At 66.2% G+C, this 15118-nt stretch carries 12 protein-coding genes; 5 read left to right on the top strand and 7 right to left on the bottom strand.

The features are described from left to right. Positions 1–82: 82 nt before the first annotated feature. The 5 genes from gltX to folC all read right to left on the bottom strand — a co-directional run bounded on the left by gltX (position 83) and on the right by folC (position 6024). On the bottom strand, positions 83–1489 hold the full coding sequence (gltX, locus tag EC845_RS08165; protein WP_123296995.1) for a glutamate--tRNA ligase: 1407 nt from the start codon (positions 1487–1489) through the stop codon (positions 83–85). 161 nt (positions 1490–1650) lie between these two features. Next, positions 1651–3138, bottom strand: a complete 1488-nt coding sequence (gene purF, locus EC845_RS08160) for an amidophosphoribosyltransferase (RefSeq protein ID WP_123296993.1) — start codon at positions 3136–3138, stop codon at positions 1651–1653. 156 nt (positions 3139–3294) lie between these two features. Continuing rightward, positions 3295–3858: a CvpA family protein gene (locus EC845_RS08155; protein ID WP_123296991.1), complete on the bottom strand. Its 564-nt coding sequence runs from the start codon at positions 3856–3858 to the stop codon at positions 3295–3297. Positions 3859–3886: 28 nt separating this feature from the next. After that, positions 3887–4714: an SPOR domain-containing protein gene (locus EC845_RS08150; RefSeq protein WP_123296989.1), complete on the bottom strand. Its 828-nt coding sequence runs from the start codon at positions 4712–4714 to the stop codon at positions 3887–3889. Then, the gene (gene folC, locus EC845_RS08145; protein WP_123296987.1) at positions 4711–6024 is read right to left on the bottom strand and encodes a bifunctional tetrahydrofolate synthase/dihydrofolate synthase; all 1314 of its coding nucleotides are present in this window, start codon (positions 6022–6024) and stop codon (positions 4711–4713) included. Before folC ends, EC845_RS08150 begins: the two co-directional genes overlap by 4 nt. Positions 6025–6122: 98 nt before the next feature. Here folC and EC845_RS08140 point away from each other — a divergent pair, with 98 nt between their 5' ends. The 3 genes from EC845_RS08140 (at position 6123) to argG (ending at position 8375) form a co-directional block, all read left to right on the top strand. Continuing rightward, positions 6123–6470 carry an ArsC family reductase gene (locus EC845_RS08140; RefSeq protein ID WP_123296985.1) on the top strand — a complete coding sequence of 116 codons (348 nt, stop codon included), beginning with the start codon at positions 6123–6125 and terminating at the stop codon, positions 6468–6470. Between the two features lie 212 nt (positions 6471–6682). Continuing rightward, complete coding sequence (locus EC845_RS08135; RefSeq protein WP_123296983.1) at positions 6683–7003, top strand: pyrimidine/purine nucleoside phosphorylase; 321 nt, start codon at positions 6683–6685, stop codon at positions 7001–7003. A gap of 34 nt (positions 7004–7037) precedes the next feature. Further along, entirely contained in the window at positions 7038–8375 is a 1338-nt protein-coding gene (gene argG / locus EC845_RS08130) for an argininosuccinate synthase (protein WP_123296981.1), read from the top strand. A 146-nt stretch (positions 8376–8521) separates the two neighbouring features. Here argG and tsaD read toward each other — a convergent pair whose 3' ends face one another. Then, positions 8522–9577: a tRNA (adenosine(37)-N6)-threonylcarbamoyltransferase complex transferase subunit TsaD gene (gene tsaD / locus EC845_RS08125; protein WP_123296979.1), complete on the bottom strand. Its 1056-nt coding sequence runs from the start codon at positions 9575–9577 to the stop codon at positions 8522–8524. Positions 9578–9688: 111 nt separating this feature from the next. On the opposite strand from tsaD, the gene EC845_RS08120 reads away from it, so the two are divergent. After that, a complete protein-coding gene (locus EC845_RS08120) occupies positions 9689–11026 on the top strand; it encodes a nitrate regulatory protein (protein ID WP_123296977.1) in 1338 nt (445 codons plus the stop codon). A 35-nt stretch (positions 11027–11061) separates the two neighbouring features. Here EC845_RS08120 and EC845_RS08115 read toward each other — a convergent pair whose 3' ends face one another. Next, positions 11062–13248, bottom strand: coding sequence for a bifunctional diguanylate cyclase/phosphodiesterase (locus EC845_RS08115; RefSeq protein ID WP_123296975.1), 2187 nt, complete (start codon positions 13246–13248; stop codon positions 11062–11064). Between the two features lie 604 nt (positions 13249–13852). Here EC845_RS08115 and EC845_RS08110 point away from each other — a divergent pair. After that, entirely contained in the window at positions 13853–15115 is a 1263-nt protein-coding gene (locus EC845_RS08110) for a CmpA/NrtA family ABC transporter substrate-binding protein (protein WP_123296973.1), read from the top strand. Positions 15116–15118 lie beyond the last annotated feature (3 nt).

The raw sequence follows: 15118 nt of genomic DNA, 5'->3' as shown, positions 1-15118 counted from the left end.
TCCGACTGATTCAGCTTCAAGCTAGCTTGCTGCCGTTTCGTATTCATCGTTTGCTGCGAAGACTCGAATTATATACACATATTTAAGCTCTTTTCAAATCAGCGAGAATTTTTTGTTTTCCTGCCAATTCGAGAACCGCGTCGACCGACGGTGTGTGTGCTGTCCCAAGAGTCAGCACCCGCACCGGCATCGCCAAGTGCGGCATTTTAAGACCATGTGCGGCCAGAATTTCCTTGAAAGCCGCAGAAATTGCAATTTTGTTCCAGTCTTCCAGGGAAGACAGCTTCTCGGCCAGGGCCGCGATGGCGGGCTTGATGGATTCAGTCAGGTATTGGGCCCGGTCGGCATCCTGGATGACGACCTCGCCATAGAAGCCGGCAGCCCAGTCGGCCAGCGCCACGGTGGTGTCGCAGCGGTCCTTGAACAAGGCGCAGATGGCGGGCAGGCGCGCGTCGGCCTGCAGTCCGCGCTGGGTCAGGTGGGCTTCGACCCGCTTGGCCAGCGCCTCGTTGTCCATGGCCTTGATGTGCTGGGCATTGACCCAGCGCAACTTGGCCTCGTCGAACTGTCCGGCACTGCGGCCCAGATGGTCCAGGTTGAACCATGACAGGAACTGTTCGCGGCTGAAGATCTCGTCGTCGCCATGGCTCCAGCCCAGGCGGGCCAGGTAGTTCACCATGGCATCGGGCAGGTAACCCTCTTCTCGGTACTGTGTCACGGCCTTGGCGCCGTTGCGTTTGCTGATCTTTTCACCCTGCTCGTTGAGCACCGTGGGCAGGTGGGCAAAGATGGGCGTCGGCTGGCCCAGGGCCTCGAAGATGTGGATCTGGCGCGGCGTGTTGTTGACGTGGTCGTCGCCGCGGATCACATGGGTGATGCCCATGTCGATGTCGTCGACCACCACGCAGAAGTTGTACGTGGGGGTGCCGTCGGGACGGGCGATGACGAGATCGTCGAGTTCCGTGTTCTGGAATTCGATGCGGCCCTTGCACTTGTCGTCCCAGCCGACCACGCCGCTCTCGGGGGTCTTGAAGCGCAGCACGGGCTTGACGCCTTCGGGCACCGGGGGCAGCACCTTGCCGGGGGCCGGGCGCCAGGTGCCGTCGTAACGCGGCTTTTCCTTGGCGGCCATCTGCTTTTCGCGCAACACGTCGAGCTCGGCCTGCGACATGTAGCAGGGATAGGCCAGGCCGGCCTGCAGCAGTTCGGCCAGCACCACCTTGTAGCGGTCCATGCGCTGCATCTGGTAGATCGGGCCCTGGTCGTAGTTCAGGCCCAGCCAGTCCATGCTTTCGATGATGACGTCGACTGCGGCCTGGGTGGAACGCTCGACGTCGGTGTCTTCGATGCGCAGGATGAATTCACCGCCCGTGGCGCGCGCAAAGGCCCAGGGATACAGGGCCGAACGAATGTTGCCCAGGTGGATGAAGCCGGTGGGCGACGGTGCAAAACGTGTACGGACCTTGCGGGTTTCGGCGGAAGTGCTCATCACGTGTGTCTTTCTATCTGTCTATTGATCTCTGTATGTCGGAGTCTGTATCGGGAAACGGGCGGTTGGCAACCGATCAAGCGCCAACGGCTGACCTGGATGCCAGTTCAGCCGTTGTCTTGCGCCGGCCAGGATGTGCCGGCGCCCGAATGCCCGTGTGCTCAGGCCTTGGCGTCGATCGATGCCTCGTCGTCCAGGCTCACCTGCACGCGGTTGTCGTTGATGCGAGCGATGTCTGCCGCGTTGACGTCGCCGGTGACGTAGATGCCGTCGAAACACGAGGCATCGAAGCCGCTGAGCTTGGGGTTGAGTTCACGCAGGACTTTTTTCATGGCGTCCACGTCCTGGTAGATCAGGGCGTCGCAACCGATGATGGCCTGGATTTCCTCGACCGTGCGGTCGTGCGCCACCAGTTCCTCGGCCGTGGGCATGTCGATCCCGTAGACGTTGGGGTAACGGACGGGCGGCGCGGCGCTGGCCAGGTAGACCTTCTTGGCACCGGCCTCGCGAGCCATCTGCACGATTTCGCGGCTGGTGGTGCCCCGCACGATGGAGTCGTCGACCAGCAGCACATTGCGGCCCTTGAACTCGCTGGCCACGGCATTGAGCTTCTGGCGCACGGACTTCTTGCGGACCTGCTGGCCGGGCATGATGAAGGTGCGGCCCACGTAGCGGTTCTTGACGAAACCCTCGCGGTAGGGCTTGCCGATGAGCTGTGCGAGCTGCATCGCGCTCGGACGGCTGGATTCGGGAATGGGGATGACGACGTCGATCTCGTTGGGCGGCACCTTGGAGATCAGGCGCTTGGCCAGCCCCTCGCCCAATGCCAGCCGAGCCTGGTAGACGGAGATGCTGTCGAGCACCGAGTCGGGACGGGCCAGGTAGACGAATTCGAACACGCAGGGATAGAGCTGCGACGACGGTGCGCACTGGCGCGTGTGCAGCGTGCCGTCGAGGGCAACGAACACGGCCTCGCCAGGCGCCACATCTCTCTCGAGCTGGAAACCGGTGCCTTCGAGGGCCACCGATTCGCTGGCGAGCATGACCGAGCCGTCGGCGGCGCGGCCGATGCACAGGGGGCGGATGCCGTACGGATCGCGGAAAGCCAGCAGACCGTGGCCGGCGATCAGCGAGATCACGGCATAGGAGCCCTTGAGGCGGGCATGCACGCCGGCGACGGCATCGAACACGTTGTCGACGGTCAGCGGAATGCCCCGGGTGTTCTTCTCGAGTTCGTGGGCAATGATGTTGACCAGGACCTCGGAGTCGCTCTCGGTATTGGTATGGCGGTGATCGGTGCTGAACAGCTCCTGGCGCAGGGCGTGGGCGTTGGTCAGGTTGCCGTTGTGCGCCATGACGATGCCGAAGGGCGCATTGACGTAGAAGGGCTGTGCCTCTTCCTCGCTGTCGGCGTTGCCGGCAGTGGGGTAGCGCACCTGGCCGATGCCGCTGTTGCCGGGCAATCCGCGCATGTTGCGGGTCCGGAAGACGTCCTTCACCATGCCCTTGGCCTTGTGCATGAAGAATTTACGGTCTTTTTGCGTCACGATGCCAGAAGCGTCCTGGCCCCGATGCTGCAAAAGCAAGAGTGAATCGTAGATCAGCTGATTCACAGGGCTGCTACTGATCACACCAACAATGCCACACATGATTTAAGTCCCATCGAAAAAATTGCGCAGTCGGAATGCCCTGGTCTTCGATGCCGGCGAGGCATCCAGGTTCACTCGGATTGATCAACTCTTCAGCTTGTCCGCTCTGGGGCCTGTCTCCGGCGACCGACCCCGCTGTTCTCCCGCCCCCCCGGATCAGACCGGCAAACGCAACACCGGCCGCTCCGGTTGCCGGCCGTCGCGCGGCAGAAGCCCCGGCGCCGTCTCGTCGTCGGGCTTCAGGAAGTCCGAGAACGCCTGGGGCATCCAGGGCTCGAGCTGCACCAGGGCCTGCTCCAGCCAGGCCGCGCTGCGGGCGCTCTGCCACCAGTCCTCCTGGCCCAACCCCAGGAGGCGTACCGCCACGGCCAGTGCAAGCAACAGCAGCCCTGCCCTGGCGACGCCGAACACGGCTCCCAATGCCCGGTCCAACGGCCTCAGTCCGATGGCGGTGAACAATTTGCGCAGCAGGCTGGCCAACAGGCTGACGACGAACACCACCCCCAGAAAGATGAGCACGAACGCCGCCGCCAGGCGCCATGCCGCACTGCTGTCGCCCATGGGCAGCAGGGCCGCGAGATCGGTGGCCCACCAGTAGGCGGCCACGAATGCGAGCACCCAACCGGCCAGCGACAGCACCTCGAAGATGAGGCCGCGCCACGCGCCTACAAGAGACGACGCGACGACGACAGCCAATGCAATCCAGTCGAGTGCAGCCACGGCGCCGGCCTTCAGGTCGAGCGTTCGCTCACAGGCTCAGCACGCTGGTGGGAAAACCCAGCGCCTTGATCTTGCCGGCGGCCTGATCGGCTTCGCCCCGGTTGGCGAACGGTCCGACACGAACGCGGGTGCGCGGTCCATCGGCCGTCTGGGCCACCTGGGTATAGGTCTTGAGGCCCGAGCGTTCGATGCGCTGGCGCACCTCGAGTGCCTTGTTCTGGTCGGCGAAGGCACCCACCTGAACCACAAAACGGGCACCGGTCTCGGCAGCGGCGGCAGGTGCCGCGGCAGCAGGGGCGCGCCCTTCGAGCAAGGCACGGGCACGATCGGCATCGCTGGTGCGAGGGGCCGTGGGTGCAGGTGCAGGTGCAGGTGCGGGTGTCTGCGCTGCGGGGCGGGCCGGTTCCGGGCGCGGCGCGGGCGTCGGGGCCGGTGCAGGCGACGGAGCAGGCGCGGCCGGAGCGGGACTGTGTGCGGGAGGGGCGGCGGGCGCGGGCGGCGCGCTCGGTGCCGGTGCGGCAGCTGGCGCCTGAGCGACGATTTCTTCTTCGCCGGCATCCAGGCCGTTGCCGGCCTGAGGGGCCGCGGGCGCGAGCGGGGCCGTGACGTCCTTGCTGGGGATTTCGATAGCGATATCGCCCGAGACAGGACGCGGCGTGGTGTCGAAGACCAGCGGGAAGCCGACGATGGCGGCCAGCACCAGAACCACCGAGCCGATCAGACGATGCCGGGCCCGGCGGCGCATGACTTCAACGCTTTCCGTCGGGGCGGCAGCGGCCTTGCCGCGCGGTTTCTTGCCAGGCGTCGGGGCCGCTGGGGCGTCCGCGCCACCTTGGCGAAACTTGAAAAAACTCATGAGTCAGTGTTCGGGGCCGTGAAATGCGGAGCATCGAGGCGAGGCACGCCATCGTGAAGCACACCACCAACCGTGTAGAACGAGCCAAAGACGACGATTCTATCAGCGGGCTCTGCCTGAGCCACGGCCCGTTCGAGGGCGGCCTGCGGCGTGGCTGCGGTTTCGACGGGCACCTCGGGACGCAGCGCCAGGGCATTCCAGTAGTCGCGGACGTCGGCGGCCGTGGCCGCACGCGGGGTGTCGAGATCGGTGAAGATCCAGTGGTCGACCAGCGGCGCCATCCTGCGCAGCATGGGTTCGAACTCCTTGTCGGCCATCACGCCCAGGATGGCAAAGGTGGTCGGGAAAAAGCCCATGGCGTCGAGGTTGGCCGCCAGCGCCGCCACCGAATGCGGGTTGTGGGCCACATCCAGCACCAGCGAGGGCTGGCCCGGCACGATCTGGAAACGGCCGGGCACCTGGGCCAGTGCCAGCCCCATGCGCACGGCCTGGGCCGCCACGGGCAGGCGGTCGCGCAAGGCTTCGAGCGCGGCCAGCGCGCCCGATGCGTTGATGAGCTGGTTGGCGCCGCGCAGCGCCGGATAGGCCAGGCTGGCGTAACGCCGTCCACGCCCGGCCCAGCTCCACTGCTGTTTGTCGCCCGAGAAGTTGAAATCGTGGCCAAAGCGCCACAGGTCGGCACCGATGGCGGCGGCGTGCTCGAAGATGCTGTCGGGGGCCATGGGATCGCCCACGATGGCCGGCACGCCCGCACGCATGATGCCGGCCTTCTCGCGGCCGATGGTTTCGCGGTCGTTGCCCAGGAAAGCCTGGTGATCGATGTCGATGCTGGTGATGATCGCGCAGTCGGTGTCGATGATGTTGACCGCATCCAGCCGGCCGCCCAAGCCGACCTCGAGGATGACCACGTCGGGCTGGGCCTCTGCCAGGCGGCGCATGATGGCCAGGGTGGTGAATTCGAAATAGCTCAGGCTGATTTCGGTGCCTGCCAGGCGAGCCTGCTCCACGGCTTCGAAATGGGGGACAAGCGACTCGGCATCGGCAATGGCGCCGTCGAGGCGGCAGCGTTCCTCGAAGTGCACGAGGTGGGGCGAGGTGTAGAGCCCCGTGCGGTAACCGGCCTGGATGTAGATGGCCTCGAGCATGGCGCAGGTCGAACCCTTGCCGTTGGTGCCGGCGACCGTGACGACCGGGCAGTCGAAGCGCAGCGCCAGCCGTTCGGCCACCTGGCGGACACGATCGAGTCCGAGTTCGATGGTCTGGGGGTGGATGCGCTCGCAATAGGCGAGCCAGTCTTGCAGATTGTTCATGGTCCGGGACCTGACGCGCGGCGGCACCGACCGCGCCCCAGATGGAAAGGGTGACAGAAGCGGCAATTGTCACGCACTTCAAGATCCATAATCGACGCATGACTCAGCTCTACGGAATCCCCAACTGCGATACGGTCAAGCGGGCACGCGCCTGGCTCGCCGACCAGGGCGTGGCCTATACGTTCCACGATTTCAAGAAACAGGGCGTCCCTGCGGAAGCGCTCCAAGGCTGGCTGACGGCTCAGGGCTGGGAACGGGTGCTCAACCGCCGCGGCACGACGTGGCGCCAGCTCGACGAGGCCACGCGAACGGGCGTGGTCGACGCGGACTCGGCCGCACAGGTGATGTTGGCCCACGCCAGCACCATCAAGCGGCCGGTGGTCGAGTGGGACGACGGCGCGGTGACCGTGGGCTTCGACGCCGAGGACTGGGCCAGCCGCGTCTGAGCGCGTCCGGGCAGCGCAGGCCACCGGGCCGGTCAGCCGCGCCGGCAGCCCTGAGCCGCCCCCGAAAACACGGTGAACGGCGCCGGAAAGCCGGCCTGTCCAGACCCGAATCGGGGCCGCATCTTCGGCAACGGGCCGCAAGAGTTTTAAAATCCGCTTTTCGCCGGCACGTTGCCGGCCTTTTCGTCCGTTTCGCTGAAAGCGCAGCAGCCATGACCACAGAGAAAATCGACGGCGTATCCGTCACGACCCGTGCCAACGTGTATTTCGACGGCAAGTGTGTGAGCCACAACCTCACCTACCCCGATGGCACCCAGAAATCGGTCGGCGTGGTGCTGCCGGCCGAACTGAACTTCGGCACGGGCGCGCCCGAGATCATGGAATGCGTGGGCGGCGCCTGCGAATACAAGCTCAAGGGCTCGGATGCCTGGATCAAGGTCGGCGTGGGCGAGAAGTTCGATGTGCCCGGCAACTCGTCGTTCGACATCCGCGTGCATGGCGAGCCCTTCAGCTACATCTGCCACTACGGCTGATCCCCTTCCACCCGATAGAACCCTGGACCCCGCCATGGCCACCATTCTGCAAAACCTGCCCAAGGGCCAAAAAGTCGGCATCGCCTTCTCTGGCGGCCTCGACACCAGCGCCGCGCTGCGCTGGATGAAAAACAAGGGCGCCCTGCCCTACGCCTACACGGCCAACCTGGGCCAGCCCGACGAGCCCGACTACGATGCCATCCCCCGCAAGGCGATGGAATACGGTGCCGAGCAGGCCCGTCTCATCGACTGCCGCTCGCAACTGGCTCACGAAGGCATCGCCGCGCTGCAGGCCGGCGCGTTCCACATCAGCACGGCCGGCATCACCTACTTCAACACCACGCCGCTGGGCCGGGCCGTGACCGGCACGATGCTGGTGGCCGCCATGAAGGAAGACGACGTCAACATCTGGGGCGACGGTTCGACCTTCAAGGGCAACGACATCGAGCGTTTCTACCGCTACGGCCTGCTGACCAATCCGTCGCTCAAGATCTACAAGCCCTGGCTGGACCAGCTGTTCATCGACGAACTGGGCGGCCGCGCCGAGATGTCGGCCTTCATGACCCAGGAAGGCTTCGGCTACAAGATGAGCGCCGAGAAGGCCTACAGCACGGACAGCAACATGCTGGGCGCCACGCACGAGGCCAAGGATCTCGAGCACCTCAGCAGCGGCATCCGCATCGTCAACCCGATCATGGGCGTGGCGTTCTGGAAGGACGACGTGGCCGTGAAGGCCGAAGAAGTGACCGTGCGCTTCGAGGAAGGCTATCCGGTTGCCCTGAACGGCGTGAGCTTCAGCGATCCGGTCGCCCTCATCCTGGAAGCCAACCGCATCGGCGGCCGCCACGGCCTGGGCATGAGCGACCAGATCGAGAACCGCATCATCGAAGCCAAGAGCCGCGGCATCTACGAAGCGCCTGGCCTGGCACTGCTGCACATCGCCTACGAGCGCCTGGTCACCGGTATCCACAACGAGGACACCATCGAACAGTACCGCATGAACGGCCTCAAGCTCGGCCGCCTACTCTACCAGGGCCGCTGGTTCGATCCGCAGGCCATCATGCTGCGCGAAACGGCCCAGCGCTGGGTGGCGCGTGCGGTGACCGGCGAAGTGACGCTGGAACTGCGCCGCGGAAACGACTATTCGATCCTCAACACCGAATCGGCCAACCTGACCTACGCGCCCGAGCGCCTGTCGATGGAAAAGGTCGAGGACGCCCCGTTCTCGCCGGCCGACCGTATCGGCCAGTTGACGATGCGCAATCTGGACATCGTCGACACGCGGGCCAAGCTGGGCATCTACGTGCAGGCCGGACTGCTGTCGAGCGACGGCAGCGCTGCACTGCCGCAGTTGAAGGACAGCAACTCGTGAGGCCGTGACCGGCGGGGCCCGCGCGGTCCTGCTGGGGACTCGCCCAGGCGAGCTTCGGCTCTCTGACAGAAACCCCCGTGGCCTTGCGGCCGACGGGGGTTTTTTGCATCGGGGCCGGTTCCGGCCCGGTGGTGCGGACGCGCGGATCAGGCCGTGCGCAACGCCATGTCCAATGGCCAGCGCGGCTTCACGTCGAAGGCGTAGTCGTGGCTGGGGGCCTGGATGCCGGCCTCGAGGCGCATGGCGCCGGCCAGGGCGATCATGGCGCCGTTGTCGGTGCACAAAGCCAGTTCGGGATAGTGCACCCGGATGCCTCCCCGCTGGCAGGCGGCGTTGAGTTGCTCGCGCAAGGCCCGGTTGGCACCGACACCGCCCGCCACGACCAGGCGCTTGAGGCCGGTCTGCTTGAGTGCGGCCATGGATTTTCGCAGCAGCACGTCGACGATGGCGGCCTGCGTCGAGGCGGCCAGGTCGGCCTTGGCCGTCGAGGCGGGATCGTCGAGGGCGGCACCCAGCTTGCGGGCCTGGGTGAGCACGGCGGTCTTGAGGCCGGCGAAAGAAAAATCGAGATCGCCGCTGTGCAGCAGAGGGCGCGGCAGGGCAAAGGCCTTGGGATCGCCCTGTTCGGCCAGCCGCGACAGGGCCGGTCCACCGGGATAACCGAGGCCCAGCAGCTTGGCCGACTTGTCGAAGGCTTCGCCGGCGGCGTCGTCGATGGTCTCGCCCAGCAGTTCGTAGCGGCCGACGCCGTCGACCCGCATGAGCTGGGTGTGCCCGCCGGACACCAGCAAGGCCACAAAGGGAAATTCGGGCGGATCGGCACTCAGGAAGGGCGACAGCAGGTGACCCTCGAGATGATGGATGCCGAGCACGGGCCGGCCCAGGGCCAGACCCAGCGCGCAGGCGACGCCGGAGCCGACCAGCAGCGCACCGGCCAAGCCCGGCCCCCGGGTGTAGGCGATGACATCGATCTGATCGAGCTCTGCCCCGGCCTGCTCGAGCACATTGCGGGTCAGCGGCAGGACACGCCGGATGTGGTCGCGGCTGGCCAGCTCGGGCACCACGCCGCCGTAGGCCTGGTGCATGGCGATCTGGCTGTGCAGGGCGTGGCCCAGCAATTCGGGCACGAGCCCGCCGCCCCGGGTACGCACCAGGGCGACGCCGGTTTCGTCGCAGGAGGATTCAATGCCGAGGACTCTCATGGGGCATGGATGTTGCAAAGCCTGGATTATCCCAGGCTGCGGATAACATGCAGCCAGATTCGCGGTCGGCGACCGATCGCCCCCCTCTGCAGACCGAGTGACCCCACGACAATGAAATCCGGACTGAGCTTCCTGGTTGCGGCCAGGCAATGCGAAATCGACGAGCTCGAGCAACTCGCCGGCACCAGTGCGCTGGCGCATGTGCTGGGCCAACTGGTGCACGAACTGCAACGCGAGCGCGGTGCGTCGAACCTGTTCGTGGCCTCGGGCGGACAGCGTTTTGCCGAGCAACGGCGCCGCTTGATCGCCGCCAGCGACCAGGCCGTGCGCGATGCCCGCGCCTGCTTCGACCAGCTCGAGCCGCAGGCCGGTTACCCGGGCAGCCGCGCGCGCCTGTTCAGCCGTATCGCCTACGCCCTGCATGGCCTGGACGCGCTGGCCGGCCTGCGCCAGCGCGTGGATGGCCTGGCACTGGCACCGAGCGAGGTGATCGCCGCCTATATCAAGCTGATCGCCAGCCTGCTGGCCGTGGTGTTCGAGGCCGCCGACAGCGCGACCGATCCGGAGATCTCCCGCCTGCTGGTGGCGTATTTCAATTTCATGCAGGGCAAGGAGATTGCCGGGCAGGAACGTGCCGCCGGCGCGGCCATCTTCGCGTCGGGCCAGGCCAGCAGCACCCAGCAGCAGCAGTTGCTGAACCTGATCGACGCACAGGAGCGCTGCCTGCAGACCTTCGGCAATTTTGCCGACCACGAGGCCCTGTCGCTGTGGCGCACCAGCCAGGCGGGGCAGACGCTGGCCGATCTCGAACGCATGCGCCGTATCGCCTGCACGGCCGGCCAGGCCAGCCGGCTGGATGCCGAACAGAGCACGTCCTGGTTCGATTGCTGCACCCGGCGCATCGACGCGATGAAACAGGTGGAAGACTTTCTGGCTCAGCAACTGCGCCAGTTGTGCAAACAGAAGATCAGCCAGGCGCGCGGCGAACTGCTGGCGCACGAGCGGGTGCTGCAGGCGCTGGCGCAGCAGGAGGACATGCCGTCGGCACCGCCCTCGGCTTCGGGGGCTGCAGCCGAAGCGGTGCCGCTGGCGGCGTTCTTCGACAGCGGCGACCCGGTGCGGTCGGCCGGCACGAATGCCGGCGCCGGCGTGCTGAGCAACCTGCACGGCTACGGCCCGCAGATGGAGCGCGCCATTCTCGAGATGATGCAGGAACAGTCGCACCGGCTGCAGAGCATGAGCGACGAACTCAACACCGTGCGTGCGGCACTGCACGAACGCAAGGTGGTCGAACGTGCCAAGGGCCTGCTCATGGCCCACCGCCAATTGACCGAAGAAGCGGCCTACAGGATGTTGCGCCAGACGGCCATGGAGCAGAACCGGCGGCTGATCGAGGTCGCCGAGTCGGTGCTGGCGCTGGAAAACTACCTGACGACCGGCAAGAACTGAAGCCTGCGCACCGTCAGGGCGGTCTTTTCTGGCGCCTAGGCCAGGGCGGCGGGCGTGGCGAGGATCACCGTGCTGGACGGTGCGGCGCCGGGCCCGGTTTCTTCCCCGGCGGTGCGGGTGGACGGCAAAACGTCGTCCCGCACGGCGAGCACGTCGGGCACGCTCTCGATCGCGGCAAACCGGTGCGCCGGCATGGGCCGGCCCAGCAGGTAGCCCTGCAGGGCATCGCAGCCGACCCGGGTCAGGAAATCCTGCTGTTCGGCGGTCTCCACGCCCTCGGCCACGATTTTCAGATTGAGCGTGTGGCCCAAAGCGACGATGGCCGAGACGATGGCGGCATCTTCCGTGTCGCGCGCCAGCTCGCGGACGAAGCCCCGGTCGATTTTCAGTTCGCTGGCCGGCAGCCGCTTGAGATAGAGCAGGCTGGAATAACCGGTGCCGAAGTCGTCGATCGAGATGCGCACGCCCATGTCGTGCAACTGCTGCAGGATGGCCAGGCTGGCCGTGACGTCGCGCATGGCGGTGGATTCGGTGATCTCGAGCGTCAGGCAGGACGGCGGCAGCGCATGGCGCTCGAGCGTGGCGCGCACGGTGTCGATCAGGGCGGCGTGGCCGAACTGCACCGCCGAGAGGTTGACGGCCATGGTCCAGTCGGCGCGGCCCTGGCTGCGCCACTCGGCGATCTGCCGGCAGGCCTCGTCGAGCACCCAGTCGCCGATGGCGACGATGAAGCCGGTCTTTTCGGCCAGCGCGATGAACTGGTCCGGCGCGACCATGCCTCGCACCGGGTGACTCCAGCGCAGCAGCGCTTCGACGCCGGTGATGGGGCCGTCGGGCGAGACGAATTTGGGCTGGTAGTGCAGTTCGAGCTGCCCCCGGTCGATGGCCATGCGCAGGTCCTGCAGCAGCAGCACCTGATCCTGCACGTTGGCATTCATCGACGCCTCGAAGTAGCAGTAGGCATTGCGGCCCTGCCCCTTGGCGTGATACATGGCCGCATCGGCATTGGTCAGCAGTTCGTGCAGGGTGTCGCCGTTGCCGGGGTAGACCGCAATGCCGATGCTGGTCGAGACGTTGAAGGCATGGCCGGACACGGCATAGGGCTGGCGGATGACGGCCATCAGCTTGTCGGCCAGCGTGGCCGCGTCAGCGGGGTCGTCGACCGTGGCCACCAGCACGAATTCGTCTCCGCCCACCCGGGCCACCGTGTCGTTGGCGCGGACGTTGGCCGAGATGCGCGCGGCCACCTGCACCAGCAGTTCGTCGCCCACGGGATGGCCGTAGGCGTCGTTGACGGCCTTGAAGCCGTCGAGGTCCATGAACATCAGCGCAAAACGCGTGCGCTCGCGGCGGGCGGTCTCGATGGCCTGGCCCAGGCGGTCTTCCAGCAGCACCCGGTTGGGCAGCTTGGTGAGGTTGTCATGCAGGGCCAGGTAGGTCAGCTCCTGGTTGGCGTCGGCCAGCGAGCGTGCCAGCATGGAGGTGCGCGACTCGAGACGCAGGTCGAGGACGGAGGTGATGAGCGCGATGGCGAGCACCGCCAGCGTCGACACGATGATGGTGAGGGCCAGCCAGTTGGCGTCGGTGCCGTTGCCCGGACCGGCGGCGCCGCAGATGCTGCCGAGAGGAAAGTCGGCGGCGGCCATGCCGGTGTAGTGCATGCCCACGATGGCCACGCCCATGACGCACGCCGCAGCAGCCCGCATGGCCCCCACGTGGCGGACACGGTGGCGCAGTTTGAAGGCCATCCACAGCGCGGTCCCCGAGGCGGCGATGGCGATGACGACGGACAGGGCGAACAGCCAGGGATCGTAGACGATGCCCGGCATCATGCGCATGGCCGCCATGCCCATGTAGTGCATGCCGGCGACGCCGCTGCCCATGAGCAGCGCCCCGGCGGCCAGCCGCGCCGGCGGCAGATCGGGCTGGGTGACCAGCCACAGGGCGAATGCCGAGGAGGCAATGGCCAGCAGCAGCGAGCCCACGGTGATCAGAGGGTCGTAACCGAGGGCGATCGGCAGATCGAAAGCCAGCATGCCGATGAAATGCATGGACCAGATGCCGATGCCCATGGCACACGCCCCGCCGGTCAGCCACCAACGGGCCGCGCTGGTGTGTGTGGTGGCGATGCGCCCCGTCAGGTCGAGCGCGGTGTAGGACGCGAGGATGGCGACGGCCAGCGAAAAAAGAACCAACAGGCTGTTGTAGCTGCCGTTGAGCATGGAAGGATCCCCCTAGGACAGGCCCGATGCGACAGTGGCCGGGCTTCTTGGTTTGCAGGCGGGCCAGGCGGACGATGCGCACGGCTCGAGACAGGTCGGATCGACACAGGCTCGCATGCCAACGCAGGCCAGACACTTTGACCCACCAATTTAATGATAAAGCGCTAATGTGAACCGCGCATCGGTTCAGGTTATTTCCTGAGCTTGCCTGCCTTGCCGATCGCCAGGCTGTGTACGGCCTACAACAACCATGCACCGGCGGCGTGCCCGCTCGGCCCCCAGGCCTGCACCACGGGCCAGCATCGATGCACCGCGCTGGGCCGCCGGGGCGGTTTTCCGGTGCCCGAAGGGGTCTGGCGAGGGTTTCCCGGGGCATACCGCCATGGCACGCAATTTGCTGATCTGGCTGCGTCACCGGCCAAAGGCGGTCGGACCGACACGTGACACCCGTCGTCGGTGCCCAGCGTATGGGCATCGGCCTCTCGACACTTTGGACAACGGCGTCCATTGGCTGCTCGCCCTTCGAGGCGTGCGGTCGATGGGCGCCGTTTTTGTTTTTCCGGTTCTCTTTTCTTCCCCGTTTGCCCAGCCAGGAGTGCGTTTCATGACACAGCCCCACCCGCCCACGCCCCCCGTCCAGCCACAGCGCCGCCAGTTCATCCGGCGCTCGGCCGCGCTCGGCGGTGCGGCCCTGTTCTCCAGCCTCGGCCACCACGGCGTGTGGGCGGCCGGCTCGGACAAACCCGAGAAGCAGGAGGTCAAGATCGGCTTCATCCCCCTGACCGATTGCGCCAGCGTGGTCATGGCCTCGGTGCTGGGCATCGACAAGAAGTACGGCGTGACCATCGTGCCCTCGAAAGAAGCGAGCTGGGCCGGCGTGCGCGACAAGCTGGTCAACGGCGAGCTCGACATGGCGCACGTGCTGTACGGCTTGATCTACGGCGTGCACCTGGGCGTGGGCGGTCCCAAGAAGGAGATGGCCACGTTGATGACGCTCAACAACAACGGCCAGGCCATCACCCTGTCGCAGAAACTGGCCGACAAGGGCGCGGTCGACGGCGCCAGCCTGGCCAAGCTGATCAAGAGCGAGCCCCGCGAGTACACCTTCGCGCAGACCTTCCCCACCGGCACCCATGCCATGTGGCTGTACTACTGGCTGGCCAGCGCGGGCATCGATCCGTTCAAGGACGTCAAGAACATCGTGGTCCCGCCTCCCCAGATGGTGGCCAACATGCGGGTGGGCAACATGGACGGCTTCTGCGTCGGCGAACCCTGGGGCGAACGCGCCATCCTCGACAAGATCGGCGTGACGGCGACCACCACGCAGGACATCTGGCCCGATCACCCCGAAAAGGTGCTGGGCACGACCGGCGACTTCGTGAAAGCCCATCCCAACACGGCTCGCGCCGTGACGGCGGCCATCATCGAGGCCGGCAAATGGATCGATGCCAGCGCGGCCAACCGCAGCGAAATGGCCAAGACCATCGCCACGCGTTCGTATGTGAACACCAGCGTGGAGGCGATCGAAAGCCGCATCCAGGGCAAATACAGCAACGGCCTGGGCAAGAGCTGGGACGACAAGCACCCCATGCGTTTCTACGGCGACGGCGCGACGTCCTTCCCCTATCTCTCGGACGGCATGTGGTTCCTCACCCAGCACAAGCGCTGGGGCCTGCTGTCCGAGCACCCGGACTATGTGGGCGTGGCCCGGCAGGTCAACCGCATCGACATCTACAAGGAAGCCGCTGCCGCCGCCAAGGCGCCGCTGCCGGCCTCCGACATGCGCAGCAGCACGCTGATGGACGGCAAGGTCTGGGACGGCAAGAACCCCAAGGCCTACGCCGACTCGTTCGCGATCAAGGCCTGATCC

Source organism: Comamonas sp. BIGb0124 (assembly GCF_003752175.1).
Taxonomy (GTDB): Bacteria; Pseudomonadota; Gammaproteobacteria; order Burkholderiales; family Burkholderiaceae_C; genus Comamonas_F.
Note: the sequence above shows the minus strand (reverse complement) of the source record. Positions and strands in the feature narration are given on the sequence as shown.

What these genes read in the sequence shown, in the direction of transcription:
- EC845_RS08150 (WP_123296989.1), bottom strand. Translation starts at nt 4,714, where the DNA reads ATGAGTTTTTTCAAGTTTCGCCAAGGTGGCGCGGACGCCCCAGCGGCC.
- purF (WP_123296993.1), bottom strand. Translation starts at nt 3,138, where the DNA reads ATGTGTGGCATTGTTGGTGTGATCAGTAGCAGCCCTGTGAATCAGCTG.
- gltX (WP_123296995.1), bottom strand. Translation starts at nt 1,489, where the DNA reads ATGAGCACTTCCGCCGAAACCCGCAAGGTCCGTACACGTTTTGCACCG.
- tsaD (WP_123296979.1), bottom strand. Translation starts at nt 9,577, where the DNA reads ATGAGAGTCCTCGGCATTGAATCCTCCTGCGACGAAACCGGCGTCGCC.
- EC845_RS08135 (WP_123296983.1), top strand. Translation starts at nt 6,683, where the DNA reads ATGACCACAGAGAAAATCGACGGCGTATCCGTCACGACCCGTGCCAAC.
- EC845_RS08110 (WP_123296973.1), top strand. Translation starts at nt 13,853, where the DNA reads ATGACACAGCCCCACCCGCCCACGCCCCCCGTCCAGCCACAGCGCCGC.
- EC845_RS08120 (WP_123296977.1), top strand. Translation starts at nt 9,689, where the DNA reads ATGAAATCCGGACTGAGCTTCCTGGTTGCGGCCAGGCAATGCGAAATC.
- argG (WP_123296981.1), top strand. Translation starts at nt 7,038, where the DNA reads ATGGCCACCATTCTGCAAAACCTGCCCAAGGGCCAAAAAGTCGGCATC.
- folC (WP_123296987.1), bottom strand. Translation starts at nt 6,024, where the DNA reads ATGAACAATCTGCAAGACTGGCTCGCCTATTGCGAGCGCATCCACCCC.
- EC845_RS08140 (WP_123296985.1), top strand. Translation starts at nt 6,123, where the DNA reads ATGACTCAGCTCTACGGAATCCCCAACTGCGATACGGTCAAGCGGGCA.
- EC845_RS08115 (WP_123296975.1), bottom strand. Translation starts at nt 13,248, where the DNA reads ATGCTCAACGGCAGCTACAACAGCCTGTTGGTTCTTTTTTCGCTGGCC.